At 34.7% G+C, this 25,436-nt stretch carries 32 protein-coding genes and 1 pseudogene; 15 read left to right on the top strand and 18 right to left on the bottom strand.

From position 1 onward, the window contains the following. Positions 1-16: 16 nt before the first annotated feature. Complete coding sequence (locus IGI67_RS25730; protein ID WP_429959925.1) at positions 17-166, top strand: hypothetical protein; 150 nt, start codon at positions 17-19, stop codon at positions 164-166. A gap of 913 nt (positions 167-1,079) precedes the next feature. Here the strand turns inward: IGI67_RS25730 and IGI67_RS25735 are convergent. From IGI67_RS25735 to IGI67_RS25775, 9 genes are all read right to left on the bottom strand, one after another. Next, a complete protein-coding gene (locus IGI67_RS25735) occupies positions 1,080-1,490 on the bottom strand; it encodes a DUF6075 family protein (RefSeq protein ID WP_429959926.1) in 411 nt (136 codons plus the stop codon). After that, on the bottom strand, positions 1,487-1,825 hold the full coding sequence (locus IGI67_RS25740; protein ID WP_429959927.1) for a hypothetical protein: 339 nt from the start codon (positions 1,823-1,825) through the stop codon (positions 1,487-1,489). The genes IGI67_RS25735 and IGI67_RS25740 overlap by 4 nt, the downstream gene beginning before the upstream one ends. Before the next feature lie 216 nt (positions 1,826-2,041). Beyond that, complete coding sequence (locus tag IGI67_RS25745) at positions 2,042-2,476, bottom strand: hypothetical protein (protein ID WP_429959928.1); 435 nt, start codon at positions 2,474-2,476, stop codon at positions 2,042-2,044. 26 nt (positions 2,477-2,502) lie between these two features. Further along, on the bottom strand, positions 2,503-2,796 hold the full coding sequence (locus IGI67_RS25750) for a hypothetical protein (RefSeq protein WP_429959929.1): 294 nt from the start codon (positions 2,794-2,796) through the stop codon (positions 2,503-2,505). 298 nt (positions 2,797-3,094) lie between these two features. Next, positions 3,095-3,397: a hypothetical protein gene (locus tag IGI67_RS25755; RefSeq protein WP_429959930.1), complete on the bottom strand. Its 303-nt coding sequence runs from the start codon at positions 3,395-3,397 to the stop codon at positions 3,095-3,097. Positions 3,398-3,535: 138 nt separating this feature from the next. Next, positions 3,536-3,823: a hypothetical protein gene (locus tag IGI67_RS25760; protein ID WP_429959931.1), complete on the bottom strand. Its 288-nt coding sequence runs from the start codon at positions 3,821-3,823 to the stop codon at positions 3,536-3,538. A 78-nt stretch (positions 3,824-3,901) separates the two neighbouring features. After that, entirely contained in the window at positions 3,902-4,291 is a 390-nt protein-coding gene (locus IGI67_RS25765) for a hypothetical protein (protein ID WP_429959932.1), read from the bottom strand. 430 nt (positions 4,292-4,721) lie between these two features. Further along, complete coding sequence (locus tag IGI67_RS25770; protein ID WP_429959933.1) at positions 4,722-5,123, bottom strand: hypothetical protein; 402 nt, start codon at positions 5,121-5,123, stop codon at positions 4,722-4,724. Next, on the bottom strand, positions 5,120-6,397 hold the full coding sequence (locus IGI67_RS25775) for a replication initiator protein A (protein WP_429959934.1): 1,278 nt from the start codon (positions 6,395-6,397) through the stop codon (positions 5,120-5,122). The genes IGI67_RS25770 and IGI67_RS25775 overlap by 4 nt, the downstream gene beginning before the upstream one ends. A gap of 647 nt (positions 6,398-7,044) precedes the next feature. On the opposite strand from IGI67_RS25775, the gene IGI67_RS25780 reads away from it, so the two are divergent. The 14 genes and pseudogenes from IGI67_RS25780 (at position 7,045) to IGI67_RS25845 (ending at position 19,805) form a co-directional block, all read left to right on the top strand. Further along, entirely contained in the window at positions 7,045-7,218 is a 174-nt protein-coding gene (locus IGI67_RS25780; RefSeq protein WP_429959935.1) for a hypothetical protein, read from the top strand. Further along, positions 7,208-7,846 carry a hypothetical protein gene (locus IGI67_RS25785; RefSeq protein WP_429959936.1) on the top strand — a complete coding sequence of 213 codons (639 nt, stop codon included), beginning with the start codon at positions 7,208-7,210 and terminating at the stop codon, positions 7,844-7,846. Before IGI67_RS25780 ends, IGI67_RS25785 begins: the two co-directional genes overlap by 11 nt. A gap of 13 nt (positions 7,847-7,859) precedes the next feature. Further along, complete coding sequence (locus IGI67_RS25790; protein ID WP_429959937.1) at positions 7,860-8,735, top strand: VirB6/TrbL-like conjugal transfer protein, CD1112 family; 876 nt, start codon at positions 7,860-7,862, stop codon at positions 8,733-8,735. Position 8,736: 1 nt separating this feature from the next. Then, positions 8,737-9,084 carry a hypothetical protein gene (locus tag IGI67_RS25795; RefSeq protein WP_429959938.1) on the top strand — a complete coding sequence of 116 codons (348 nt, stop codon included), beginning with the start codon at positions 8,737-8,739 and terminating at the stop codon, positions 9,082-9,084. Beyond that, entirely contained in the window at positions 9,077-9,475 is a 399-nt protein-coding gene (locus IGI67_RS25800; protein ID WP_429959939.1) for a PrgI family protein, read from the top strand. The genes IGI67_RS25795 and IGI67_RS25800 overlap by 8 nt, the downstream gene beginning before the upstream one ends. Further along, positions 9,423-11,846: a VirB4-like conjugal transfer ATPase, CD1110 family gene (locus IGI67_RS25805; RefSeq protein ID WP_429959940.1), complete on the top strand. Its 2,424-nt coding sequence runs from the start codon at positions 9,423-9,425 to the stop codon at positions 11,844-11,846. The genes IGI67_RS25800 and IGI67_RS25805 overlap by 53 nt, the downstream gene beginning before the upstream one ends. A 1,442-nt stretch (positions 11,847-13,288) precedes the next feature. Beyond that, positions 13,289-13,885 (top strand): annotated as a pseudogene (locus IGI67_RS25810) (glucosaminidase domain-containing protein); the annotation flags it as partial. Between the two features lie 21 nt (positions 13,886-13,906). Next, the gene (locus tag IGI67_RS25815; RefSeq protein ID WP_429959973.1) at positions 13,907-14,677 is read left to right on the top strand and encodes a CHAP domain-containing protein; all 771 of its coding nucleotides are present in this window, start codon (positions 13,907-13,909) and stop codon (positions 14,675-14,677) included. Between the two features lie 22 nt (positions 14,678-14,699). Continuing rightward, positions 14,700-15,002 (top strand): hypothetical protein, encoded by a 303-nt coding sequence (locus IGI67_RS25820; protein ID WP_429959941.1) that lies wholly within the window; start codon positions 14,700-14,702, stop codon positions 15,000-15,002. Then, positions 15,003-15,731 (top strand): CD1107 family mobile element protein, encoded by a 729-nt coding sequence (locus IGI67_RS25825; protein ID WP_429959942.1) that lies wholly within the window; start codon positions 15,003-15,005, stop codon positions 15,729-15,731. 2 nt (positions 15,732-15,733) lie between these two features. Continuing rightward, positions 15,734-16,300, top strand: coding sequence for a hypothetical protein (locus IGI67_RS25830; protein ID WP_429959943.1), 567 nt, complete (start codon positions 15,734-15,736; stop codon positions 16,298-16,300). Continuing rightward, a complete protein-coding gene (locus IGI67_RS25835; protein ID WP_429959944.1) occupies positions 16,281-17,546 on the top strand; it encodes an InlB B-repeat-containing protein in 1,266 nt (421 codons plus the stop codon). The genes IGI67_RS25830 and IGI67_RS25835 overlap by 20 nt, the downstream gene beginning before the upstream one ends. Before the next feature lie 164 nt (positions 17,547-17,710). Further along, complete coding sequence (locus IGI67_RS25840) at positions 17,711-17,923, top strand: Maff2 family mobile element protein (protein ID WP_429959945.1); 213 nt, start codon at positions 17,711-17,713, stop codon at positions 17,921-17,923. A gap of 49 nt (positions 17,924-17,972) precedes the next feature. Further along, positions 17,973-19,805: a VirD4-like conjugal transfer protein, CD1115 family gene (locus IGI67_RS25845; RefSeq protein WP_429959946.1), complete on the top strand. Its 1,833-nt coding sequence runs from the start codon at positions 17,973-17,975 to the stop codon at positions 19,803-19,805. 32 nt (positions 19,806-19,837) lie between these two features. Here IGI67_RS25845 and IGI67_RS25850 read toward each other — a convergent pair whose 3' ends face one another. From IGI67_RS25850 to IGI67_RS25890, 9 genes are all read right to left on the bottom strand, one after another. Beyond that, the gene (locus IGI67_RS25850; protein WP_429959947.1) at positions 19,838-20,791 is read right to left on the bottom strand and encodes a zeta toxin family protein; all 954 of its coding nucleotides are present in this window, start codon (positions 20,789-20,791) and stop codon (positions 19,838-19,840) included. Then, positions 20,788-21,141 carry a hypothetical protein gene (locus IGI67_RS25855; protein ID WP_429959948.1) on the bottom strand — a complete coding sequence of 118 codons (354 nt, stop codon included), beginning with the start codon at positions 21,139-21,141 and terminating at the stop codon, positions 20,788-20,790. The genes IGI67_RS25850 and IGI67_RS25855 overlap by 4 nt, the downstream gene beginning before the upstream one ends. 159 nt (positions 21,142-21,300) lie before the next feature. After that, complete coding sequence (locus tag IGI67_RS25860; protein WP_429959949.1) at positions 21,301-21,573, bottom strand: hypothetical protein; 273 nt, start codon at positions 21,571-21,573, stop codon at positions 21,301-21,303. A gap of 80 nt (positions 21,574-21,653) precedes the next feature. Next, positions 21,654-21,890, bottom strand: a complete 237-nt coding sequence (locus IGI67_RS25865) for a RepB family protein (RefSeq protein WP_429959950.1) — start codon at positions 21,888-21,890, stop codon at positions 21,654-21,656. A gap of 15 nt (positions 21,891-21,905) precedes the next feature. After that, positions 21,906-22,718, bottom strand: a complete 813-nt coding sequence (locus IGI67_RS25870; RefSeq protein WP_429959951.1) for a ParA family protein — start codon at positions 22,716-22,718, stop codon at positions 21,906-21,908. After that, positions 22,715-23,680, bottom strand: coding sequence for a toprim domain-containing protein (locus IGI67_RS25875; protein WP_429959952.1), 966 nt, complete (start codon positions 23,678-23,680; stop codon positions 22,715-22,717). The genes IGI67_RS25870 and IGI67_RS25875 overlap by 4 nt, the downstream gene beginning before the upstream one ends. Positions 23,681-24,055: 375 nt before the next feature. After that, a complete protein-coding gene (locus tag IGI67_RS25880) occupies positions 24,056-24,439 on the bottom strand; it encodes a single-stranded DNA-binding protein (protein ID WP_429959953.1) in 384 nt (127 codons plus the stop codon). Between the two features lie 97 nt (positions 24,440-24,536). After that, a complete protein-coding gene (locus tag IGI67_RS25885) occupies positions 24,537-24,854 on the bottom strand; it encodes a hypothetical protein (RefSeq protein ID WP_429959954.1) in 318 nt (105 codons plus the stop codon). Next, positions 24,851-25,216: a hypothetical protein gene (locus IGI67_RS25890; RefSeq protein ID WP_429959955.1), complete on the bottom strand. Its 366-nt coding sequence runs from the start codon at positions 25,214-25,216 to the stop codon at positions 24,851-24,853. The genes IGI67_RS25885 and IGI67_RS25890 overlap by 4 nt, the downstream gene beginning before the upstream one ends. Between the last annotated feature and the right edge of the window lie 220 nt (positions 25,217-25,436).

Genomic DNA, 25,436 nt, shown 5'->3' on the forward strand with positions numbered 1-25,436 from the left:
AGGGGGGTGAGAATAGATGAAAATTATATCAATGATTTTGAGCATGATCTTTAAAACGATTGGCTTTGTGATCAAAATTGGATTTTTTGCGGTTAAAACGATTCTCACCTTCACTCTTTTGGTCTTGTCGGTTGGATTACTCGGATCACGAACTCAAAGTTTTTAACATCATTAAACACACTTATAAGTGCACTTGCGATTGCAAGTGTGCTTGTTTTGTTTTCCAATTATTCATATTCATGGATTTGACGGACGTGAAAATACATAAGTCACCTGTCACCATGATTGCTCGATCATTCGCTCTGGAACTTTGCTCTTTTGATCAAAAAGAATGCCAAGCACTCTCATAGATTAATTTGCAGTTGCAAGTGAATTAGGGGAAATAAAAAAGCTCTTAAATTAAGAGCTTTAGCTTAAAATAAATACCCATGAAACATGTCCAACAGTAGCCACACATGCTTGAAATGCAAGAACTTTTGTAATTAAATGGATTTCCTTTTCTTCATACTGCGTTTTAACCCATTTTGATTGACTAATGACCCACCATAACTCGAAAATAGATAAACAAATTATGAGTAGTACATACGAATCTTTCAAAATTATCAATCTCTCTTAATTCACTTTCCTAAATATATAAATCGGGTTCCTTTTTCTTTAAATCCAAGTAATTTATACTGACTTTGGCAACTTCAGGGTGATCTTGATTTCCTCTCTTAATGTTTATCTCATAATCCTTTTTAGGAAAAGCATTGTTGGTTTCTATTTAGTAGGAAACTATCTCCTTTATCCCTCTGTGCGACTTCTAACCTCTTTTTTATTAATGCTTCAAACGAATTCTTATTAGCATTAGCAACCACGCCATAAGATGATATAAATACGATACAACTAAGTGCTATTTGTAAACGCCATTTCCTAGCTCCCATTAATAACTTTCCTTTCTAAATAGTATTATCAAATTGGTATTCATTAATTGCTGAAGTAACCGGAACAGCTGAGAGTAAATGAATACCAATATGCTTAGTTTTTACAATTAGACTTGCAAGGGCACTTGCAAGTGGTTAGATTTTAAATTATCGTAATTATTCTCGAAGAAATCTTACTTTGATCGCTTCTATTGCAACCCATCGATACTCTGAATCTAGTGAAGTAAATATATCCATTGGCGTTATATAGATACGTTCACCGTTCGGATACTCATAGTATTCAGACTGAGTATATAAATTGAACGCTAGTGCTAACAGTTTGTTTTCTCCACTAGAATAAGAGTTCTTAAACCACTTATCAGCATTAATTGACTTTTCTTCAAAATTGATCAACGTTTTACGATCTCTATACAATCTTTCATCTGCTGCAATTAAATAGAGCACCGTTCTCCATTCTGAATCCCTAAAATCAGAAAAACCCATTTCTTCCATCAAGTATACCCACTTATCTAAGTGGTCATCATTGAATACATATGATCTCATTGAATAAGCATAAACATTGTTCATTTTTTTCCTCCTTTCCTTAATTTAGATAATTTGTGCTTCATGAAAGTGTAAATGATCATAACATCAAAAACTAAAACAAATATAATATAGACAAATCCTATCACAGAAAAGATTTGAATAAATAAACTTATCACAACAGCAGGGAGATTAATGGTCAGTAGAAAAGTTGCTGCTTTTCTTTGATTACTCATTTTGGTATCTGTCTCTAGTTTCTCCAAAAATGGAAGCTGGGTTAATGTCATAACGATTAGAATGAAGCAAGCTAACAAGCTTTTAAAAACCCATTGATTTGACTTGTCAATGTTATTGCTGAACCATTCATATAATTGTTCCATGCTATTTCTCCTTTTTACGTGATAAACTACCTAGCTAACTATTCAAGGCTATTAATATCTGTTAATTTTTTGAGGTGATTATCTCTAACCATTCATTTTTTGGTATTCATTTTTGCGGTCGATGCCCTGGAGAAACTGTTTCGCATGAATACCAAAATAAAATACTTGCAAGCGCACTTGCAAGTGCGCTTGCAACCGGGAGGGGTGTTAGTGACTTCAAAATGGGTATTCTTGATAATATCCTGACTCGATCAACTTTTCTTTTTTTTCTTCCATGATCTTAATGCTGCTTTCAATTATATCACTAGGTAACTTAGAAAGCCGCTTTTCGGACAACATATTAATTATGCCCCACTCTTCGGTATTTGTATGATCTTCGTCTCTATGAATGCTTTCTAACCTTATATCTTTAGAAGTCTTTCGCATTCTGATGAACATTTTCTTTGTTTGACCTTCTTCTAGCCGGATAATGAAAGAACCTTTATTTGATGAATCAATATCGATTGTAGCTATTTCACATTCAAGTAAATCCTCGTCCTCTCTTTTAATCTCATGAGCAAATCCTTTAGCGAGTAATTCTTCACAGCCGCAACCTTCGTATATTGCTATCTGATTAATAGTGTCTAATGCAATAAATTCTCTTATTTTCATGGTTCACCATTCCTTATTATTTTATATTAAAATTCGATTGATTCAGGATTGAAAAAAATATCAATTCTTTTTTTCTCTCTGAGCTGTTCTTTGCGAGTAATTAGAATATCGTAATCACACAATTCTTCTTGTAAATTTAAAATCTCGTCTGCTTGCATGTCTAAAATTTTAACTTCAATGTATTCGCCCCATTTGCCCCACATCTTACATGTGCCACCGGTTGGTGGTACGACAGAAAAATTGTTTTGCTTCAGAACGCTCTCAATACCGCTAACGCTACGCTTTGTCTTCAACTCTCTATACATCATTTTAGAAATCATTTCTGACACTCCTTCATATTTTTTTGATTTACAAGCGCACTTGCAAGTGCGCTTGTGTTATCCTTCAATGTGTCTTATAAACCCTAGAAGTGCAATTTCTTCTTCCCGGTTTTTCTCGTTATGCTCTTCAATGGTATACTTATTGCCACACTCACAAATTAGTATTTCATTTTCTTCATCGAATTCCAAATCACCAGAACATTTAAAGCAACAACGATATTTTCCACCTATTTTAATAATTTTAAAAACCCCCAATACTTTTTAAAGCACTTGCAATTATACTTGCAAGTACATAGTTTTATATCTCTAAGAAACAGGCTTCAAACTTTTCGACAGAAATGTACCCACTTATAGCGGATAGAAAATCTGATCCTAGTTCAAACGCTTCGTCAGCGTCTTTAATCGCTTCGTTAGTTAAATGTACATATCTACCCTTGATAAAATCTACATTGGCTCTAAGAACCTTTCCATAGCTTTCAAACGCTAACTCCGTTACTTTAGTTCTAGCAACACAAAAGCTACAAGTCATATCAAAATTAATATCATTTAAAACTAACTCTCCGTCCCATTCGTTCTCTTCCAAAAATTCAGCAAAAATCAAATTGATCACTCCTATATTTTTTTGGTATTCAATTATTACTGAAACAGAATATTTGGCAGCGGTTCATTGAATACCATATTTCAGTGTAATTAATCCGGTACAACAACACTTGCACTTGCAAGTGTTGTTGGGGGGGGGTCAACCCTTTGTGTGTCTAGGTAGAAATCCATCAAAGTTCGTTACCGGGTATGATGTTCTGTCAACTGAATTTCTAATTCCTATAAAATCATGGGAAAAATCAGATTGATTAGCAATAAGAAATTTTTCTAAGTCTAAATTGAATACTCTATGTGCGTTTCGCATATCTATAAACGCTGTAATTCTGTCGAATTCAAATCTTTTTTCTGCTCTATCTAATATTTTTGATATTAAGTCAATTTCACTTCTTAAATTACTATGTTCCTTTTCTGTCAATTTCGTTGTCATAAAACCACTCCTGTTCTGACCTTTTCTAAATTATACCACACTTGCAAGTATACTTGCAAGTGTGTTTGCATGTATTTTTTATTTGTTTATATAATCATCAATTACCCTTCTCTCTTCAGGATAAACGATCAATGTATGGAAATTGGCTCTATTTCCCTTAATCGTTGCAATTTTCAGGTAGTCATTGTTAAATATTCTATCCTTGTTTAAAACGGCTGTGTCTCCGTTTGGCAGATCAAAAAATAGCAATCTGACCTCGTGATAGGGCAGCAGTTGAAGTAGTGCACAATAATCACCAGATTGTTTGTTGTAAATCTCCGTCTGTTTTACTTTTGAGTAATCTCCGCTTTTTTTTGCAGCAATGATAATTTCGTATTCTTCTTTTGTTAATTTTATTTTGTCTGTTCGAGTTGCCTGTAACATTGAAAACATTTCTTTGTAACCGATTTCTTGATATAAGTCATTCATGAGAATTCCCCTTTCATTTACAAGTTTCTTTTTGTTTTTGATTCTTTTCAAAACCATTTTTTTAGGAACTTTGGTGGAGCTGAAAAGGTTTAGATTTTTAAAATTCCTAATGATCAGTAGTCGTGCGATCCTCCTTGTCTTTTTCGTTTATGGTTCATTTTTTGTAGTGTACTTATGGCGTTTGCTGTGGTTGTCCCTTAGCTCATATTTTCGGAAAGGAAAAGGGCGGCGCAGCCGTTTATATACCCTTTGTATTGGAGAAAATCTGTGCTATAACCACAGTTCAGCAAACGTCTTAGTACACTAAAAATGAAACATGAAAAAGACTTCAGGCGATTCGCCGTCACGACTACTGATCATTCGCTTTGGAATTTTGCACTTAATTAAAACAAAAGAGCAAGTACACTTATAAGTGCACTTGCTCTTTTGTTTATCGCTTTGCTTTTTCTTTATATGAATCAAACAGTGATATGACTAGCCCTTGATCATGATACATTTCTTCGAAAAACTCATTCATAACTTCTTTGAAGGCTTTTCTATTTATTGAATTTGACTTGTTTATTTTTATATCGCTGCCTAGCGTTTGAATGTTAGTCACAAATTCGAGATATTCTTCTCTATTAGTTTCAAGGGTCTTTAATTCTACTTGTTTATCGTAGAAATCCGCTAGTTTTACAACTGTTTCATAATTAATCTTTTCGATACTGGTTGACCCATTTTTCAAATTATAGAAATTAGATTTGGAAATACCTGTCGAAGTTTCAACTTGCTTTCCTGTCACGCCACTACTTAATAATTTTTGAATTTTATCTTTCATTTCATGAGATTTCATTGTTCACGCTCCTGTCCGCTTTCATCTTCAGTATTCCATGTGAATTGATTGCTAATTTTATTATATCGATCGATTACCTGATCCATATTGATGTTTCTTTTGTCAGCTAATTGATTTAGATTTTTCAAAATTACTTGTCCTTGTAAAAAGGTAAGGTTGTCGTAATGTTTGTGATAAGTTGTTATAAAAAGAGCTATTTCAATAAACACACTTACGAATAGAGTATAAGAATAAGCGAACTTATCTTTTAGTTTGCCACTCTTAATTCTAAAAATAAATTGGTCAATTCCAAAAGATATTATCTGATTGGCTACTCTTTGTATTTCTGGATTGTAGTCACTTCCTAAATACATTTTTTCACCCAAAGTTTTTTCAACTTCTCTTTTAGCATTGTTACTAATTCGTAAAAAATTTTCAGCATCCGAAATATTGTGATTAGCAATCATGAGGATTTTATTCAGGGTCATTGGTTCAAAAAAACTATCTTCATGATTTCTCAAAAACACCTGTTCAACAACTTCAAGTTCAAGCTGTTTCTGCTGATTTCTGAAAGCTAAGTTATCTGTGAATAAGTCTGTTTTTCCGGTTTCATTGGTTTCATTGGTTTCAAGATTGTTTGAGTAAGTTTCATTAGGGGGAATATTTTTCCCTGCCGGACGTGTCATATTTTCCCTGCTCGTCAGATCGGTGTTACCATTGGGTTTGACGAGAGGGGAAGAAATTTCCCTGCTCGTCAAATCGTTGTTATCATTGCTTCCGACGAGAGGGGAAATATTTTCCCTGCTCGTCGATTCAGAATCAGTTTTAGTTTTCCGGTTTCTTACTCGCCGCATTTTTTCAGATTTTTCTTCTTCAGTTAGTTCTGATTCATATTCCGGGTTTTCGAGTTTCTCAATTTTATAAATATCTGCTTTTGTCACAGCAGGGTAGTTAATGTATAAGTTATCAGATTTGTTATACCCTTGTTTTGCTACCTCTAGCAGACCTGCATCCATTAATTGTTTTCGTGCTTTTGAAACTGTTTTTGTACTAATGTTTAAAAGTTCTGCGAACTCTTGGCGTGAAAAACGGCAATAAATTCGACCGTCTTCGTCATACCAACCATTCTTTCTAGAAAGTTCTGTTCTGTCTCTCAAAAAAGACCATATTTGTATTGCGTCATTACTTAAAATAGGTCTATAAAGTGGGCTAGTGTAGAGAACTTTCGGAAGTTTAATAAATCTAATATCTGCACCAAAATCGTCAAAAATTGTAATGTGTCTACTTTTATCCATAAAAAAGCTCCTTTAAGATTTCTTTGAAATCCAAAAGAAGTGTCTTGAAAAGGCGCAATAAAAATGTTAAAATTACTGCGATAAGAAATAAGAGACTTCAGATGTCTTTCAAAGAGTTTACGAAACCCACTTTGCCGAGCGGGTTTTATTTTTTTCTAAAGCCAGTTTAACACAGTGGACTGCGTAGTACAATAAGACGGACGAACAAAAGCAAGTGTCGGCTCTCGGGAAAGAACTAACTTGCAACAGTCCTGAAACGGTCTTAAATGATCGCTAGGGAGTGTTTGCTTAAAAAAGCACGCAATATACGTCCGAACGATTTAGAAGCCTACAACAGCAAAACAAACGGCATCAGGTGATCAAAGCGGCAACTTTTAAAAAATTAAAATCTACTTCTCTTTTGATTGAAGCAAGGCACGTTTTAGTGCCTTTTTTTTTTGAACTGATTAAATTACAGCGACTATTGATGTAAATATATCTTGATGTAAAACCTACGCTGTGGTAGGATTTAGCCATGACATAAAACCTACTTTGTGGTAGGTTTAAGTGTAGCTTATGATAAAAACGTAATTTTTTATTTTTTAGCTAAAACCTACTTTATGTTAGGATTGTTTGTCATATTTCATTATAGTGAAGGAGTTCTCATAATGAAAGGAAAAAATGAAAAAATCACTACTGTTCGATTGGAAAAAAATTTGTATTTGCAGTTTAAGCATTATTGCTTAGATCGTGATATTACAATGACTGACTTTTTCAGACAAAAAGTAGGCGAAGCAGTCGGACAAGAAGAAAAGAGAAAAGGAGAGAAGAATGAGAAATAAAAAAGTAATTTTTGCTACAGTTGTTTCGGTTGCTTTTTTATCAACGTCATATGTTGTTGTAAGAAACAACTCTCCAAACAACAGTAGTGAAGAGGTCAAGGTATCTCATGTGAAAAAGAAGAAACATGCTGCAACGAATTTACCAGTAACTATTTATGTAGACAGTGAATATAACAAACTGGTAGGTAGGAACGATAGTTTTTCTCGTATCATTACAGGGTTTGATTTTAAAGAGTTTAACGATAGTGAAGCAATTAGATTTAAAGAAGTATATGGAAACATCATCGAAAGAAACTTTCATAACTTTCGGGATGATTACAAATTGCTCGTGTTATATCTGACACATAAAATTGAAACCACAGCAAATGACCGTCCGTTAGAATCCTTTATGTTAAACAAAGGATCAGCATTAGTGATCGGGGATGATGAATTAGGAACATATGATGATTTAGTATTGTATCAACAGGAATTTTTGACAACTGATTATCGAGTAAAGCGAAGCCTTGAACCTAATGGTGAAATACTTCTAGCAGTACCGAAATCATATGCTGAAAATAAAGATTTACAACTAAGAATCAGTGAAAAGATAGATGGTGAATCAAGCTATGTCTATTTGGATCTGAATTGAAAGGGGTGATTGAATGTTTCAGGATATAATTGACGGTATTAAAGATTTTTTGTTCGATATTTTTAAAGGTGGAACAAAAGGTTTTCTTGATATGATCACTGAATTGTTTCAAAAAAGCATTGATACTGTTCAAACTAATGTTTCTGAAACGCCAACTGAATTTTCTCAGACGATAGTTGAAAATCTTAGAACCATAAGTAATACAGCTATTTTACCAGTGGCAGGTCTGATTTTGACATATGTATTTTGTTATGAAATTTATCAATCTGTAACGGAGAAAAATAAAGGCGGAGAGTATGACGTTGGCGAAATGATATTCCTTATAATTAAAACGGGAGTCATGGTATCGTTACTAACACACTGTTTTGATATTGTACTTGCGGTATTTGATTTGGGGAAATGGATTACTGATAGAGTGCCCGCTTCAACACTTGTTTTACCAAACAGCATTACTGACAATTTACTGGATAGTATTCCAGATGGAGATATTGGTAATGCGATAAGTATGTGGGTAGTCGCTGGAATTGCTTTGATCATTACTTTAGTAATGGCAGGGATTATTTATCTTGTAGCTTGGAGTCGAATTGTAACAGTGTTGCTCTATATCTCTGTTGCCCCGATCCCATTTGCAACCTTTATGAATAGTCAATGGATTGGAGGAATCGGTCAAAGTTATGCGAAAAACCTATTGGCACTTATGCTGCAAGGATATTTTATGCTCGTGTGTCTGATCATATACGCCGGATTGTTAGAAAAATCAAGCGGATTGATAGCCGCTGAAGGTTCGGGAATTTATGGTTTAATGTTGATGATCGTGAGCATGGCAATTGTGGTAGTTAGTCTTACAAGAACACACTCTCTAGCGAAATCAGTTGTGGGGGTAATATAAAATGAAAAAATGGATTGAAGAAAATAAATCCGTGCTAATATTTTTTGGGTTTATTACAGTTATTACAACAATAGTATCCATGATTGAAATTAACATGATACTGGATCATACAGCAGAACTACAACAATACGCTACTGACCACATAATCACTAACGATTTAAAAAAAATTGGTGTATTTGGGCTATTCAATGTTTCACTAATTGCTTTATGGTCTTTCCTTTTAGCGTTTGTTGTTTATAAGATGATCATTCCAAATAGGAAAGTAATGAGAGCTGCTTTTTGTCTTGATGAATTAGAGTATTTGAAAAATTTACCTGATCAATTAAGAAAGGAGCTAAACAATGAATAATAATAGCTTTGTTGTCACTATTCCAAAAGATTTAAAGAAAGTAAAAGCGAAACTACTTTTTGGCTTAACAAAAAGGCAAGCGATTGGTTTTGGAATAGCAATTCTAATAGGTATTCCAATTTTTCTTTTGCTAAAAGATTTTAGTTTAGATGCTGCAATGTATGGACTTCTCATTAGTGCAGCACCAATTATCTTTGGAACGTTGTATCAAAAAAATAATATGGTGAGTGAAACGTGGATCAAATTATACCTTGAATACACTTATTTAAATCCGTTAAAAAGATACTATAAAGTATGTTTAAAAAATAAATTACTAGCGAAGGCAAGGAGAATGACAAATGCAAAGAAAAAGAAACAAAAATTTGTTCCAAGTTCTACGCTTGCTAGTTGATTCCAAAAGAGAAAAAGTTACATCTACACAAGATTTTTTCAAATACGAAAAAATGTATTCGAATGGTGTTTGTCAAATAGGGAAAAACACTTATAACAAAATGATTCGATTTAGTGACATTTCATATCAACTTTCACAAGATGAAATGAAACAAAGAATTTTCGCTCAATACTCAACCCTACTAAATGGAATTGATGCAAGTGTTGAACTTCAAGAATGCTTCATCAATTATAGGGTGTCAGAAGAAAAGGATTCTCAACAAATTTTGAAGTACAACGAGGGTTCAGGAGAGTTTGAAAAACTGAGAAATGAATACCTTTCTTTTGTCGAAGAGCAAGGGAAAAAAGGAAACAATGGGATTATCAGAAGTAAGTATTTTATCTTTACGATAGTTGATAAAACAAGAAAAGGCGCTGTCCGAAGATTGGAAACAATAGAGTCCATTTTGAAGGAAAATTTAAAAACAATGGGGTCAGTCACAGAATCATTGAACGGTATTGAGAGATTGTCAATTGTGAATTACTTCTTAAATTCAAAAAGTAAACATTATATTGACTTGGAAAATGCTTCAAATGAAATACTGAGAAGCGGTACATCAAAAGATATGATAGCGCCTAAAATTATTGATTTTGGTCGAAAGAATGATGAATTCAAAATCAATAAAAAATTTGGTACTACTATGAATTTGAGTATTGAAGCAACCGAATTATCAGACAGAGTTTTAGCAGAATATCTCGAATCTGATTTGGAATTGATCGTAAGTATTCACATTCGACCACTCGAACATCAAAAAGCTGTTCGGATGGTAAAAACTAAAACATCTGATCTAAATACAATCAAAATTGATGAACAGAAAAAAGCGTTACGAAATGGCTATGATATGGATATTTTGCCAAGTGACCTGAACGAAAATGTGAAGGATAGTCAAAAGATATTGAAAGACCTTCAAAGAGAAAACGAAAAATATTTCTTTATGACATTTACCGTAACAGTTTTAGAAGACAGTCCGAACAAGCTAGATGACGCTGTTTACACTTTACAATCAATTGCAAGCAAGCAAAATTGTACATTGCAAAATATGAAGTATCAACAGGAGAAAGCACTGTTAAGTGCTCTACCATTTGGATACAACACGAATGAAAGAGAAATTGAACGTGGATTGACAACCTCTTCAACAGCAATATTTATGCCATTTACGACACAAGAACTTTATCAGGATGATCCTGAAGCTACCTACTATGGTTTGAATGTACTAAGTAACAACATGATCATGGCAAACAGGAAAAAGCTGAAGAACCCGAATGGTCTTTATCTTGGAACACCGGGGTCTGGTAAAACGTTTGCGTGTGAAAGAGAAATAATTGACACGTTTTTCACTACTAATGACGACATTATTATTAGTGATCCTGAAGGTGAGTATTATTACTTTGTTAAATTGTTAAATGGTGACGTAGTAAACATTAGTGGTACATCAAACGACTATTTAAATCCGTTAGATATAACACTAGATTACAACCAAGGAAAGAACCCGATCGTCCTAAAGAGTGAGTTTGTTCTTGATATGATGGCTCTCATTGTTGGGAATAGAGAAGGGCTTACAGGGAAGGAAAAGACACTTATTGATAAGTGTGTCACTAAAATTTATAGACCATTTCTTGATAATCCGATTCCTGAAAATATCCCGATTCTTGAAGATTTGTATAACGAATTGAAAGCTGCGAATACAGAAGTTGGGAATGATTTAGCGGACGCATTAGAGCTTTATGTTCATGGTTCGTTAAATGTCTTTAATCATAGAACAAACGTTAATCCTAACAATCGTATTATCTGCTTCAATATACAAGAATTGGGGTCAACCTTAAAAGATTTAGGACAATTAGTTGTACAAGACCATGTATGGAATACCGTTTCCAGAAACCGTACTAAAGGTAAAAAGACTTGGTTCTATATGGATGAATTCCATAAATTGTTATCAGATGCAAGAACTTCTAAATATAGTATCGAATTTTGGAAGAGATTTCGTAAATGGGGTGGAATTCCTACAGGGATTACCCAAAACGTTAAAGACCTACTTAGAAGTCCTGAAATCGAAACTATTCTTGATAATTCTGATTTTGTCTACTTACTAAATCAAGCTGAAGGAGATCGTCATATCCTTCAAAGTCGCTTAGGAATAAGTGATTATCAAGCAACATATATTACGAATTCTGAAGAAGGTGAAGGCTTAATTTCATATGCCGGAACGATACTTCCATTCAAAGACAAGTTCCCTAAAAACAATTCGCTCTACCCTGTTATGACCTCTAAGCCTGAAGAAATTAAAGAATACAAGGCGCAAGGAGTGTTTGAAAAAATTGCTGATGCAAGTTAAGACTTTATGAGTTGAAATTAGCAGAAAGGCAGGCGGATATGAAGAAAAGCAACTCGAACGAAATCGGGGAAAATTTGAGAAAGCAAGAAAGTGTGTTGAATGATCACAAGTATAAGAAAACAAACACTACTGATCGTCAAACAGAACAGTTTTTAAAAGCGCTTGAGGGTGTGGCTGAAGAGGAAAGACGTAGAAGACAAGATTATCAAATTCATACTCCTGAAGAACAGGAAACCCGCTCGTTATCTTCAGGAACAGGAAATCATACTATCTCAAAAGCTTCAAATTCCGGTACTCCGATTTATAGAGTGCAAAAACAAACTGTTCGAAAAAAAACCGACCAACCGAAAGATGAATTTAGAAGAAAAGAAATTGTTTTTTCAAGAGAAGAATCAGATGGTGAAAAAAAGTATGATTCCACAAAACAGAACAGCTTAAAAAATCAATCAGGTTTGTTGACAGGAGAAGCACTAAAAACAGGTGTTAATAAATATCAAGAATCTCTTGAAAACGGAGATGCTGAAGGCGTTACGCTTGTCAGTCAAGGAGCCACTAAAACTTTTGAGACAACTCATTCTGCAATAAGGAAAGTAAAAGAACAAAGAATGAGAAAGACTAATTCAAAGATTTATAAGGCAGAATATTCGAAACTGACAAAAGAATCCAATGAGTTAGAGACTGAAGCGGAAAAACAAACAAAAGCTTTAGATTTGAAAAAAAAGGAACACTCTCTTGATAAAGAAAAAGTCACTGAAATAGTTAAATCTAAATCGAAATTAACAGCAAAAGAAAAAGAAATTCTTCAAAAAACAGAAAAAAAACTCAATACTGACAAGAAGAAAATCATTGAGGAAGAGGAGAAGTTAGATAAGGTCAAGGAGAAGTTGACCAAAAAAGAGAAAAGCAAAAAAGATTTTAAAAAGAAAAACAAAAAAGCTATCAAGAAAGACTCTACTGTTAAAAAGCTTTCTAAAATTCCTACGGCTGTTACAACAACCGCTGCAAGGAAGAGTCAAGAAACTATCGAAAATGGGGATGCCGAGGGTGTAAAACTCACTAGTCAAGGAGCTTCAGCAGTGGCTAGAGCTTCTAAGAAACTTGCAAAAGGAACTAAGAAAGCAGCCAACAGAACCGATAAAGTCACTAAGAAGAAATATAAAACAACGACGAAGAAAAGTTCAAAGCTCAAAACAGACAGTCAAAATCATGCAGCAATGAAGAAAATTCAAAAGAAAAAAATGTACGCCCCGATAAGAGAAAAAAATAAGGCGACAACTTTGAGTTTGACAGGGATTTATGACCGAGTAAAAAATTACTTTTTCGGAAAAAACAAAGGAACATCTATAGCAGCTATTAAGGAATTTATTAGCTCAAAAATTGTTGCTATTTTTGGTGGTGGTGCAATTACCGCTATTCCGATAATTTCAGTAAGTGTCATAGTAATGATAATTGGTGGGATTTTCGCATATGGTGGCGGAGCTTTTGAAGAACAAAATAGCCAAAACGGTTTTAATGGAGTGTATACAGAAACAGTACCGATGTTTCCAGAAATTAAGGGAACTGGTGATTTTCCAGATGAAGTAGCTCAATTAGCTGTAGGAACGGCGGTTAAATACCGCTTACTACCCTCTGTGATTTTATCCCAATGGGCTTATGAAAGCATGTGGGGGCGCTCTCAATCAGCAAAAAATGATACAAACTTTTTCGGTATAACTTGGTTCGAAGGTTGTCCGTTCCCGAAAGGTAGTGCTCGTGGTGTTGGTGGTAGCGAAGGCGGTTGGTATATGAAATTTCCAAACGCAATGGCTTGCTTTAGTTACTACGGTTACATGGTTGCAACACAAAGTAATTTCAATGCCTGTGTTAGCAATAAAAGCCCAAGTCAATGTTTGTTGATTTTGGGGCGTGGCGGATATGCTGCGAGCGGAATAACTGAAACTAGTCCATATTTCGTCAACTGTATGAATATCATCAATAACAATAAGCTTGTTGAAAAATATGATCAATTCGCTATAGAACGATGGGCAACATTCAGTAATGGTGGATCACGAGAACAATTTATTGAACTTGTTACAGCGCAAGCCGGAAAACCCTATGTTTGGGGTGGAAAAGGACCGAATGAATTTGATTGCTCTGGTTTGATTTATTGGGCTTTGAAACAATTAGGGATAAATTACGGTGGAAATAGTACGGCTCAATGGGGAATGGTTGAGAGAATTTCTGAATCTGAGCTAAAACCCGGTGATCTGATTTTTTATGGAGCAAATGCTTCTAGGCACGTTTCAGTGTATATAAGCCCCGGCAAATGTTTTGAAGCGAAATCACCATCTGAAGGGATCGGTTATGGAAATTATAAAGCCGCTGGTGATATTTGTGGTTATGGACGGATCAAAGAATTGTCAGATGGTGCTTCAGGTGCAGCAAAAGCAGGATTAGAAAAACTAGAAGCAGTTCTCGGTCAAAATATTTACAATGGTGAATGCTATGGATTGACTGCTTATTATGTTGATCAAGTAGGAGGACCGAAGTTAATGGGATCGGGAAAAATGTATGCTTGGAGTATTGGAACAGATTACGATTGGGGTGCTCATGGTTGGCAAGTGATCTTGAATCCTGAGTATAAGGATTTACAACCCGGAGACGTTATCAATTGGTATGGTGGTGGTGCGATTAGTCCGGGTAGTTACGGACACACTGGAATAATAATCAGTGTTAATGGTAATGGCACGTTCTCAACATACGAACAAAACGCTGAACAGGGGCGTGTATGTGCTAAATATACAAGAAATCTAGGTTCAGCAAGAATAGCAAGTATTGTACGGAAAAAGTAACTTTGTCAAAGGAGTTTTCAATATGGTATCAACTGAAAAATTGGAAGAAAGAATTTCTAAGAGAGAGGAAAAAATAGAAAAATTATCTCTAACTCTCAATAAAGAGAAAGCGGCACTGAAGACAGACAAAGAAAACTTAATGCTTCAGAAATACTCACAAGTTCTACAGCAGCTAGAACAAAACTCAATACTGCCGGATGAAGCTCTTTTGGCTTTAGAAAATTTAAAATCATTAAGTCAGGATAAAGAGAAATTTCATGAACAACGTCATGAGGGTGAACATAACGTTGATAATTCGCTATCAAATCTGGAAGGAGAAAAATAGATGAAGAGATATAAAAAGGTACTCGTCTTGTTGGCACTGCTAACATTCGGTATTGGCTATAGTACCATATCATACGCTGAAGAAAACGACAAAGCGACAACAGAATCAAGTGCAACAAAAGACTCAAAGGAAAACGAAGAGTCGGGCACTTCTGAGTCACAACAGCCCTATAACTATAAGGCTAAGGAAATGGAAGAAAAGATTAAAGCTATACCTCCTGCTTCAGCGACTGGGAAAAAATTTGATGGGCAAGGAACTGTAACAGATTTTAGTACAAGTGGCTCAAAGGCTTTTTATACGATTACTGACAAAGACTCAAACGTGTATTATCTGATCATTGACCTAGAAAAAACTGATCAAAATGTTTATTTTGTTTCAGACGTTCAAAGAGCTGAAATGCAAGGTCTTGCTGAAGGTGATAGTAACAATCAAAATCAAAATGTTATTCAAAATCCTAACAGCAATAACGAGGACAGTCAAAATGTAACAACTCCTGCTGAATCAGAAAAAAATTCGAACAATAATGGTTTTCTCTTCTTAGTGTTGGGTGTAGCTGTGATCGGATTTATCGCTTATTACTTCTTGAAATTCAAAAAAAATAAGGCTGCTAAAAATGAAGAGCCTGAAGACCTTGAAGAAGACGAGGAAGACGAAGAAGAATTTTACGGTGACGAAGAAATTTCTGAAGAAACTGAGAACGAGGGCGAAACTGAAGATAAGGAAGAATAGAGATGATCTTAAAAGTTTATTTAGGCAAATTTATGTTTCATTTGCCAATGAGAGAACAAGCATTACTGAACAAGATGCAGAAATTATCGCCTAAATATGCTGTTAATAAAGAATCGTTTCATAAACTTTTTCCGATTTCTGACTTGGAAGGAAACGAAAATATAATTGTTGTTAAACAAAAAACTAATATTTTCTACCTAAATTTACTAATCAAGATACTTAATGTAACAGGTGAGGAAATTTCTGAACCGAAATACTATAACAATGAATTCATTCTTTCTGAATTAGAACGTTTGCTCCAAACTGATTTAAAAAAAATTCCTTTTGAAGAGATTTCTAATCGAATTAGTAATCTGATCCTGAATGATAGCAAAACAGGAAAAAGTGATCAGATTATTGAACTTGAAGAAAAAGAAAGTGAAGAACACCTTAGTGCAAGTCACCTTAGTGACAATCGCCTTAGTGCTCAATTTTCCTTAGAAAATGTTGAATTTAATCTAGGTTGGATAGCAAAAGCGGAAGAGGAAATTAAAAGAAAGGAGCTAGAGGATGAAGAAGAGCAAGACTAAAGTCACTATTCTTATTCTCACACTGTTCTCGTTATCTGTGAGTATGTTAAACAGTTCAACGGTATCAGCGCAATCAGAACAGGTCGAAGCGCAATTTGTAGCCGAAAAAGGCGGCTATCTGATAGATGAAAAAACCGGAGAAAAAGTTCAAAGTATCACGAAAAATGTTAAATCTGGTACAGCATTAAAAGAAGCTTTTCCTGAAGTGAAGCCAGATGATGATTATAAATTTGACGAGTGGGTAAATCCAAACAAAGGTAACGATGATGAAACTATTCATAGTGTTGAGAACACCTATAGAGCGACGTTTTATCCTGATTTAAATGATAATGATATTGACGATACGAAAGAAAGTGTAAAGGTAAACTTCAATGCAGATGCAAAAGAAGAGCCAAAAGATATTACAACAAAAGTCGGTAAAACAATTCAATTACCAGAAGTAACTAAAGACAATGCAATTTTCGGAGGGTGGTTTCAGGATTCAGATTTCAAAAAAACCTTTACTGAAGACGATCGGATTATAAATGATACAACTCTATATGCCAAATGGCAAGAAGTTGACGAAATTACAAAAGAAGGCGAAACATTGATGATCCGGGAAAGGAATGTTTCTGATCAAGTTGAAAAAAGAATCGCTGATCGTTATGTGGAAAAAGCAGAATCAACGAATAAAGAAATCGATAAAAGTAAGCAGGATATAAAAGATGCTGCCGAACAGGTTGATACTGTAAAGAAACAATACCAAAACGTGAATGTTGGAAATCTTTTCATGGTTAAATTTTTCAGTGAAAGTGAGGAATTTTTGTTCAGCATTGTAGTTCCTTATGGTCGATCAATTAAATTGATGAATGATCTCAAAGAAAAGAAAGAAGAGTATGCAGTACGCCAAACGACAACAATTGTTCTGAATTCGTCTGATTTTGTAACTGGTAGTAATACTTTGAAAGAATATGATGTAAGAAATGTTGAATCGAATTCGATTGATATTACTGAAATCTATCCAGTTATGGAGGAGCAAAGACAGGAAGTGAAGGGGGAACAAGTAGAAAATGAGAACGAAAACAAATTTGATAAAAAAATCAAGATGATCATTTTCGGTATTGTAGTAGCACTATTGTTCTTGTTGGTAGGTGGTTTTTTCTTGCTGAAGCGACCACGAAAAGGGAATAAACACAATCCAGATGAAGATTTGGATATTGAGCCTGATTCTGATGCAAACAAAGCTGAGGATGAAAACGAGGAATGATATTAAATGTATGATTTTCTATTCTGGGGTCTTATCGTAGTTGGCAGTCTTCTAATGATCAGCGGTTTAGTCAAGATTTTTAAATACTATGGTGTTGTGAGATTTATCACTACGATATTAACAATAAAAACAAAAAAAATTAAAAGAACAAGGGAGAGGTAATCATGGGATTTTTTAGTAGTGGTGTAGATTCACTTCAGAAAGTTGTGTATTTGATTGGTGGAGGATTGGGATTGTGGGGAGTCATTAATCTGTTAGAAGGTTATGGTAACGACAACCCCGGTGCGAAGTCACAAGGCATGAAACAGTTCATGGCAGGAGCAGGAATTGTTGTGTTAGGCTTGACTTTAGTACCACAATTGAAATCATTATTCTAAACCATAAAGGCGAGTATTGGCTCGCCTTTTTTGTAAGGTGGTTAAAAAAATGGACGGACTGATCAAAACAATTAAGGAAAAAAAAGTATTCATAATTATAGGTTTGATTACTTACTTTTTCCTAAATTATCTCTGTTTCTATTTTAGAGTGACAGTAGCAGGAAATATTTTATTTGGATTTAACGCTTTGTTTTCTAATCCTCAATATCTCTTATATGCGTTTCCGTTGTCTTTCAATGTGCTTGATCTCACAGTACCACTTTTTATAATGATCTGTATGTTGTTGGTTTATCTCGATAGAAGAGATAACAAAAAGCATTATATCAAAGGTAGTGAGTATGGTTCTGCAAAATGGGGGAAACCAGAAAAAGATATTGAAGGTATGTACGACAAAGAAAAAGTCTACAATAATATTCTTTTTTCAAGACGGCTCAAACTCATGTTAGATGATTCAAACGCACCATTTGAGCTGCGGCGAAATAAAAATGTTGTGGTTTTTGGGGGATCAGGAAGTGGTAAAACACGATTTGTGGTAAAACCGAATTTGCTACAGATGAATGCTAGTTTTGTAACTACCGATCCCAAAGGAACTATTGTAAATGAAGTCGGATATGCGTTGAAAAAAATCGCAAACTATAAAATAAAAATATTGAATACCGTAAATTTTGCTAAAAGTATGCGGTACAATCCTTTGCATTATGTGAAGGATGAAAAAGATATTTTGAAATTGGTAGAAACGATTATAGCTAATACGACTGGTGACGGCGAAAAGAGAAGTGAGGATTTTTGGGTCAAGGCAGAAAAGCTGCTCTATCAAGCTTACCTTTCTCTGATTGTTTCAAAGTTTCCAAAAGAAGAACGCCATTTAGGAACGCTAGTTGACCTTTTGGAATATTCAACAGTCAAGGAAAATGACGAGGACTTTAAAAATCCGATTGATTATTTGTTTGAAGAACTTGAAAAAGAAGACAGCACACATTTTGCTGTTAAGCAATATAAGCTTTATAAAAAAGCGGCAGGTAAGACAGCTAAAAGTATCCTGATCTCTTGTGGCGCAAGATTATCACCTTTAAACATTCCTTCTCTGAGAGATTTAATTTCTAAAGACGAGTTGGCACTTGATACATTAGGTGACAAAGGACGCAAAACAGCCTTATTTGTTATTGTTCCTGACACTGATGATACATTCAATTTTCTTGTATCAATCATGTACTCTCAATTATTCAACATGTTATGTACAATAGCGGATGATAAATACATGGGTGAACTCCCAACACCAGTGAGATTTATATTAGATGAATTTGCTAATATCGGTGTGATTCCTAAGTTTGAGAAATTGATTGCAACTATCCGGTCGAGGAATATTTCTGCAACTATAATTCTACAGACGCTATCACAATTAAAATCAATATATAAAGAAAAAGCTGATACGATAATTGGGAACTGCGACACCTCTATTTTCCTTGGTGGTAAAGAGGGTGGCACAATTAAGCAACTGAACGAAGAACTAGGAAAACAAACTATAGATGATTCTAACAAGTCAGAAACTCGTTCAAATGCGAATAGCGTAGCACAACAGCATTCTAAATTAGCGCGTGATTTAATGACTAAAGACGAATTGTTGCGAATGCCACGAGATAAATGTGTGGTTCAAGTAATCGGTTTGAGACCGTTTCTGGATAACAAATATGATCTTACGAAACACCCAAGATACAAATATCATGCGAAGGGCAGAGGTGGTAAATATTGGTTTGACATAGACAAGTACCTGAAGGCGGTTAGGAACCCTAAGAGGGAAAGCAAAGGCAGGGGCGGACCGAAAATAGCAGCAACACAAATAGATGCTAAAACAGGCAAAGAAAGTATGATAAATGCTGCGTAAAAAGAGGGTCGCTGAAAAGCGTACCCTCTTTTTTAACTTCTATCTGGCTCATTAAATATTGATCGGTTAGTTTGATTGTGCTGCTGTTGATCGTTTTTGATTTTAGAATCAAGTTGCTTCAGGCGATCAATAGAGAAAGGTTGTGCTCTCTCTGTAAATTCTCTAGCCCACAACAAGAATTGTTTTGCTTCTGGCATAGTTAAATGTCCGTTTTTCTCAAAAAGTTCCTTCAGCGATTTTATTCTCTGGTCAATTTCACTCGAAAGAGTTGTTTGTTTCTGATGATCACTTTGATTCAGGATTTCATCTAAGGCGTTTTTAGGGCTATCTGATGGTGTTTCTGATAATGAGAACACATTTGACCCGTCTCGCTGAAAAAGACGTATATCGGTCAATTTATTGCTCTTAAATAGGGTATCTATGTTCTTTGGAAGATTCGAAACAACATCATCATGAATTGCTTTGTCGGTAAATCTGGCATTTATAGGATCAACGGAAAACATGTTTTCATATCTTTCAAGCGTTCCAAGATAGGAAAGCTCTTTTGCTACTGCCATTACATAAAGATTTACAGTATAATCTTTGGCAATTAATTGATTAATAGTATTTAAGGGAACGTTGACTGTTCGTAACGTTCCCTCAATAGTCAGATTGAATTTCCTATCACTCAAATACTTGATCAATTCCTCAGTCATTCGGTTTGAATAAGGGGTGACATAGGAAACGTATTCTTTTCCATGTAATTTTACCAATTCATCAAAATTTGGGTGCTGCTGTTTGAATAAATCATTGTCAATAGTAACAATGTTACCTTGCATTTGGCTTTTTACAATATTATGCAGTGTACTTTTGCCTGCTCCCGGTTGTCCCCCAAGCAGAAAACCATTAGGGTTTTGAACAGGAAACTTGTTCTTAGTCAAGAGATAAACGTTTTTTCTGAATCGGGTTTCGAATTCTTTTTCAGTAAATGATTGAGGATCGTTCATTTTTTCCCTTTTCCTTTCCCTTTCAGTTTATCTTTTTCACGTTCAGCTCTTTTTTCGATTGTATTGCAATAGCGTTTTGCTGTTAAAATAGCTGAACTAATTGAACTAAGATCGTTTCGTACTTCGATTAGTTGAGAGAGTTCTTTGTTAATATCCTTTTTACGTTGCTCGTAGTATTTTTCTTGTTGTTTGACTTTTTCGTTGATTTCTGGCAATTTTTCATTACAATCTAGAACGAGGTTTTCTAAGCTGTCGGCTAATGATTCCCCCCTATATGTTTCGAGAATGAAGACTATTCTATCTGACATTCGAATCGTTTTTTGATTAGGTCGCTTTTCCTTTTTTTGCATGTTCAGGACTCCTTTCTATTCTATGTTGGTATTCAATTCAAGGGAAACGTGCCGGTTGCAATTTCGTTTTTTGAATACCATCTTTGTTTTAGTTTGAATTGGTATTCATGAGATCCAATATCTCCAGGGCATCGATCGCAAAAATGAATACCAAAAAATTCAAGCTACTTGTTTTTTGGTAGTGATTTCTTTTACATAGTGATCCATTGTTTTCCAGTATAACAGCATCTTTTCTAGCTCTTCAGCGTCTAAAGGCTCTAAGTCGGTTGAAAGCATGTCTTCAAAAGTTGCTAAGAGATTCGAATATAAATTCTTGCTTTTTTCGAGTTCGTTTTTCAAAACATAATTCATCAGGTGGTTGTATACACCGAATGAAAATTCATTTATAATTTCGATTTTTGCGGTTAATTCATAATTGATTTTGTAATCCATGTTAAAAACCCCTTTCAAGTGGTATTCATTTCAGGTAAGCTCATGCAGCTGCTTCAGCAGTAATTGAATACCGTTAGTGATTAGTGTTCATCAATCCATTCTGCAATTAATTCTGAAACGCTAATTCCTTCTTGTTTAGCTAATTGATTTAATTTATCTTTATGTGTGGGTGTAAACATCAGTGACATTTGTTTTTTTGTTTCTCTACGTTTATTTGTTTGGGCGGAAGAGTTCACCTTACTTGCTTTGTTTTCTCTGCTTAATAGCTCTGGCGCTTTTTTTTGAGCTTCATCAAAAGCGTTAAATTTATCGACCATTTTAAACTTCCTTTTCTATTTAGTTTTTTCCAATATATTATTGAAAACTTTTATAGTATTGTCAAAAAAATCTTGTAAATTCTTTTTAGTGCTATTTGTAAATGAATCATACATTTCAAAAATGCTTGTATTTATTAAAAGGCTGTCTTCTAATACTTTTCTGTGTTCGATCATGCCAATATAACGTGGGTCTTCTTTAGCTGTTTTAAGAAGTGATCTACTGTTCTTTGTTTTTGGAAATATCTTATTAGCGATTAGATAAGGTTCAGCAGTTATATAAGATTCACCAGTTATTGGGTCAACAACTTCTCTTTTTAATTGCTTTATCCAGTCTTTTAACTTCAACCATGCTAGGAATGAATTTGTCGATGGGTCACACACCCCAATCACAACATCTGAAACAGCAATGAAATTAGCAGTAACAAGACTCATGTCATTATGGGTATCAATGAATATATAATCATAACGACTAAGTAGCTCACGATTCTTAATAAACCACATGAAAAGAATCATACAATTGTTTTGTTTAGCTTTCAAATTCAATTCATCGTCACTCAAATGCTGTGAACCTTGAATGAAATCAAGATTTTCACCAACTTCATAAATTTCAACTTCACGACCTACAAAAATATCAGCGATAGTTGAATCACCAAGATCGGGAAAGGAGAATGACATATTTTTTGATCGGTCGCCATCGATCAAAAGCGTTTTTTTCTTCAGTACACCGGAAGTATATTTTGCATTGTTGTATGTGGTCGTTGATTTTCCTGTTCCCCCTTTGTCAATGTTGGTGGTAATTACTTTAGGCATAACATAATTTTCAGTCATTTTTTAGTCTCCTTTTCTAAAGTCTCGTTCCAATCTTTGTGTTTTTTGGGTCTGTTATCTATAAATTCAATGCCATTAAAAGTTTGTTCTTGGATTTGTGCTGTAGAATTATCTCCGGCTCGATCGTTGTCGAAACATAATGATAATGAAGATAGTTCATCTTTCAAGTTAAGTTTATCTAGTCCAAACGTCAAGAAACTTATAACTTTTCCTTGTGCACTTCCTGTTCCATCAACAGATATAAGCCAAAAATCCCCCTTTGTAATTAGTTCTTTTTCATGTAAGGTGTAATAACTTAATAAGTCGATTGGGCTTTCAAAGAAAAATAACTGTTTTGGAACCCCTACTAAATAATTAAAGCCCCAAAAAGTATCTTCTTCTGTCGTCTCTGCAACATACTTAAAGTAATCACGCTTTGTATGGTATTTCTCTTTCTCTTCATCAGTCAACTTTCTAGTGCCTTGTTTAGTAAAACCGACAACTTTTTCGTTCTTAAACCATTTAAAAATGATTTCTTCATACTCGTTTTGAGTGATCAAACCAAGACTAAAAAAGTGTCTGATAATTCTGTTTGGAATCTTTCTTTTAGTAACGAGATATTTTTGTGCTTCTAGCGGAACCGGAGTTTCTTTTACCCGATAATTGAAATATTTTGGATACTCTTTCTTTTTGGGTTCAAATACCTTGAAGTCCTTTCCTAACAGACTATTTTCTATGCTTGCAAGTGTTTCAGCTAGTGTGTATCCACGAACGATTTGAAGGTACTGAACAACGCCGCCTTTAGCATTTTTGTCTGAACTACGACTGTTCCATACAAAATAGTTTCTTTTGCTGTTGATTTTCAAACTATCATGATCTTTATGTTGATAGTAGCCCCCACCAATTTCGATGATTGGCTCACCGATCATGAGTAAATATTCAGCAATCGGAATATTGTAGAAATCGATTTTAGAATCTGACATGCGTCCCCCTCCTGATCTATACCTGATTTTAGCACACTTGTAAGTGCACTTGCAAGTGACAAAGGCAATTTGAAATAAATTGATCAATCAATAGTTTTGTTGACTAATTTAAAACTGTACTGGCTAAAGTACAAAACATAAAACCCCGATAAAATTAGAATGAGTCCAAAAATGATCATTATTGGAAAATTGGAAATGGCTTTGATTTTTAGTGCAAGCAATTCGAGTGCCATGAAAAACCTCTTAAATGGAAATAGTATTATTTCAAATGCGATATTATTAATTCGGTTATTACTTAGAAAAGAATGGTGTTCAAAAAGAGACGTTCGCCCTGGAGCTTGCGCTACCAATTGAATACCATTCTATCAGCTCTTATTAATTCTCTTGTGCGGCTTTTCTACGTGTTTCCGTAACTTCTTTTGACTCTTCGTTTCTGAAGAAAGTAATCCTTTTTACCTCGGCGTAATGAGTCTTACCATCTACAGTTTTGCTGTATGAATCGTTGTACCCTTCTATGGTCACTAGTGACCCTTTAGTGACATATTTAGCTAAGCGAGTAGCGAGCTTGTTCTCTCCCATATCAATAGCGGTATAATTCAAGAATGCTATCGAGTTTTTCCCGGTATTAGAATCTCTAAAAGGGGTTTCAACCGCAAGCGTGATCGTTGTCACCAAGTTACCTTTATCTGAGTAGTTAGCTTCAGGTTCTTTTGTCAGCCGCCCTTTCGCTGTAAAGTGATTGTCTGTTGTCATAAACATAATTTTTCCTCCTAATAGTTGTGTTGTGTTCCTTATATATATAATACTACACTTGCAAGTATACTTGCAAGTGTTATTTGCGAGTGTGCGTATTTTTTTAGCAATACCCTGTTTCGATCAAAGTTTTGTCGCTGTTGTATATTCTCAACACACCATGATGGTTAATGGTGATTCGCTTCTTTATTGCTCTTCTGTGCGGTTTGTCGTTGTTGGCAAGCTTTCCCTGTACTGGCAACACTGCATTAACCCAATTCCCCTTAAAAGGGAAATGAGGCGGTTTTGAAGCTTCTATTTCTTTTAACCAAATTGATTTATCGCTGATTTTCACCACTTCGTAAAAATCGATATTAGTTTGATCATACCCCCAACGTTCATAAAGTATTGTTCCAACCTTCAGTAAGCCTTTCTCAATCATTTTAAGTCCTCCTTCTCGCAACTATAATAAACACAGTCCCTATACTCGTGAGAGTAACTGTTAATGTCGCTTGTATCCCAACTGTCGATACCGGGAAAATCATTCCTCATGTCCTCATGCCCGGCTTTAAGTCCTTGAATAAAAGCGTCTTTGCATTCTATAAATGACTCTGCCACGTTATTATCGCAAATATCCTGATGGTTTTCTGTTGTATCAAAAAGAACATCACGAGCAATTGTATACTCGACTTTATCAATTTCACCATCTTTGTAAAGCTGATCAATAAAATCTTGTAGTCTATCAAACATTTTCGCTTGAAGTTCATGAGTCTTAGCCAACATAATTTTTTCTTCAGTTGTCATGTGTGATCACTCCTGTTTTTTTATTTTTAAAACGATTTTTTATTCTTATTTGGTATTCATATTTTCCCTGATCTTCTTCCTGAAGAAAAGCTGAAGGAAGGAAAATGAATACCATTTAGCACAGGAGAGTTAAACCGTTTTCAACTCCCCGGTACTTTTTGATTCACTAGTTAGTTATTCAAGGCTGATGCAAGGTTGTGCGTTTTGTGGCTAAATCGTT

Source organism: Enterococcus sp. AZ196, assembly GCF_050498845.1.
GTDB lineage: Bacteria > Bacillota > Bacilli > Lactobacillales > Enterococcaceae > Enterococcus_A > Enterococcus_A murrayae.

Coding starts and splice junctions, on each gene's coding strand:
- IGI67_RS25730 (WP_429959925.1), top strand. CDS start 17: ATGAAAATTATATCAATGATTTTGAGCATGATCTTTAAAACGATTGGC.
- IGI67_RS25735 (WP_429959926.1), bottom strand. CDS start 1,490: ATGAACAATGTTTATGCTTATTCAATGAGATCATATGTATTCAATGAT.
- IGI67_RS25740 (WP_429959927.1), bottom strand. CDS start 1,825: ATGGAACAATTATATGAATGGTTCAGCAATAACATTGACAAGTCAAAT.
- IGI67_RS25745 (WP_429959928.1), bottom strand. CDS start 2,476: ATGAAAATAAGAGAATTTATTGCATTAGACACTATTAATCAGATAGCA.
- IGI67_RS25750 (WP_429959929.1), bottom strand. CDS start 2,796: ATGATTTCTAAAATGATGTATAGAGAGTTGAAGACAAAGCGTAGCGTT.
- IGI67_RS25760 (WP_429959931.1), bottom strand. CDS start 3,823: ATGACAACGAAATTGACAGAAAAGGAACATAGTAATTTAAGAAGTGAA.
- IGI67_RS25765 (WP_429959932.1), bottom strand. CDS start 4,291: ATGAATGACTTATATCAAGAAATCGGTTACAAAGAAATGTTTTCAATG.
- IGI67_RS25770 (WP_429959933.1), bottom strand. CDS start 5,123: ATGAAATCTCATGAAATGAAAGATAAAATTCAAAAATTATTAAGTAGT.
- IGI67_RS25775 (WP_429959934.1), bottom strand. CDS start 6,397: ATGGATAAAAGTAGACACATTACAATTTTTGACGATTTTGGTGCAGAT.
- IGI67_RS25780 (WP_429959935.1), top strand. CDS start 7,045: ATGAAAGGAAAAAATGAAAAAATCACTACTGTTCGATTGGAAAAAAAT.
- IGI67_RS25785 (WP_429959936.1), top strand. CDS start 7,208: ATGAGAAATAAAAAAGTAATTTTTGCTACAGTTGTTTCGGTTGCTTTT.
- IGI67_RS25790 (WP_429959937.1), top strand. CDS start 7,860: ATGTTTCAGGATATAATTGACGGTATTAAAGATTTTTTGTTCGATATT.
- IGI67_RS25795 (WP_429959938.1), top strand. CDS start 8,737: ATGAAAAAATGGATTGAAGAAAATAAATCCGTGCTAATATTTTTTGGG.
- IGI67_RS25800 (WP_429959939.1), top strand. CDS start 9,077: ATGAATAATAATAGCTTTGTTGTCACTATTCCAAAAGATTTAAAGAAA.
- IGI67_RS25805 (WP_429959940.1), top strand. CDS start 9,423: ATGCAAAGAAAAAGAAACAAAAATTTGTTCCAAGTTCTACGCTTGCTA.
- IGI67_RS25820 (WP_429959941.1), top strand. CDS start 14,700: ATGGTATCAACTGAAAAATTGGAAGAAAGAATTTCTAAGAGAGAGGAA.
- IGI67_RS25825 (WP_429959942.1), top strand. CDS start 15,003: ATGAAGAGATATAAAAAGGTACTCGTCTTGTTGGCACTGCTAACATTC.
- IGI67_RS25830 (WP_429959943.1), top strand. CDS start 15,734: ATGATCTTAAAAGTTTATTTAGGCAAATTTATGTTTCATTTGCCAATG.
- IGI67_RS25835 (WP_429959944.1), top strand. CDS start 16,281: ATGAAGAAGAGCAAGACTAAAGTCACTATTCTTATTCTCACACTGTTC.
- IGI67_RS25840 (WP_429959945.1), top strand. CDS start 17,711: ATGGGATTTTTTAGTAGTGGTGTAGATTCACTTCAGAAAGTTGTGTAT.
- IGI67_RS25845 (WP_429959946.1), top strand. CDS start 17,973: ATGGACGGACTGATCAAAACAATTAAGGAAAAAAAAGTATTCATAATT.
- IGI67_RS25850 (WP_429959947.1), bottom strand. CDS start 20,791: ATGAACGATCCTCAATCATTTACTGAAAAAGAATTCGAAACCCGATTC.
- IGI67_RS25855 (WP_429959948.1), bottom strand. CDS start 21,141: ATGCAAAAAAAGGAAAAGCGACCTAATCAAAAAACGATTCGAATGTCA.
- IGI67_RS25860 (WP_429959949.1), bottom strand. CDS start 21,573: ATGGATTACAAAATCAATTATGAATTAACCGCAAAAATCGAAATTATA.
- IGI67_RS25865 (WP_429959950.1), bottom strand. CDS start 21,890: ATGGTCGATAAATTTAACGCTTTTGATGAAGCTCAAAAAAAAGCGCCA.
- IGI67_RS25870 (WP_429959951.1), bottom strand. CDS start 22,718: ATGACTGAAAATTATGTTATGCCTAAAGTAATTACCACCAACATTGAC.
- IGI67_RS25875 (WP_429959952.1), bottom strand. CDS start 23,680: ATGTCAGATTCTAAAATCGATTTCTACAATATTCCGATTGCTGAATAT.
- IGI67_RS25880 (WP_429959953.1), bottom strand. CDS start 24,439: ATGTTTATGACAACAGACAATCACTTTACAGCGAAAGGGCGGCTGACA.
- IGI67_RS25885 (WP_429959954.1), bottom strand. CDS start 24,854: ATGATTGAGAAAGGCTTACTGAAGGTTGGAACAATACTTTATGAACGT.
- IGI67_RS25890 (WP_429959955.1), bottom strand. CDS start 25,216: ATGACAACTGAAGAAAAAATTATGTTGGCTAAGACTCATGAACTTCAA.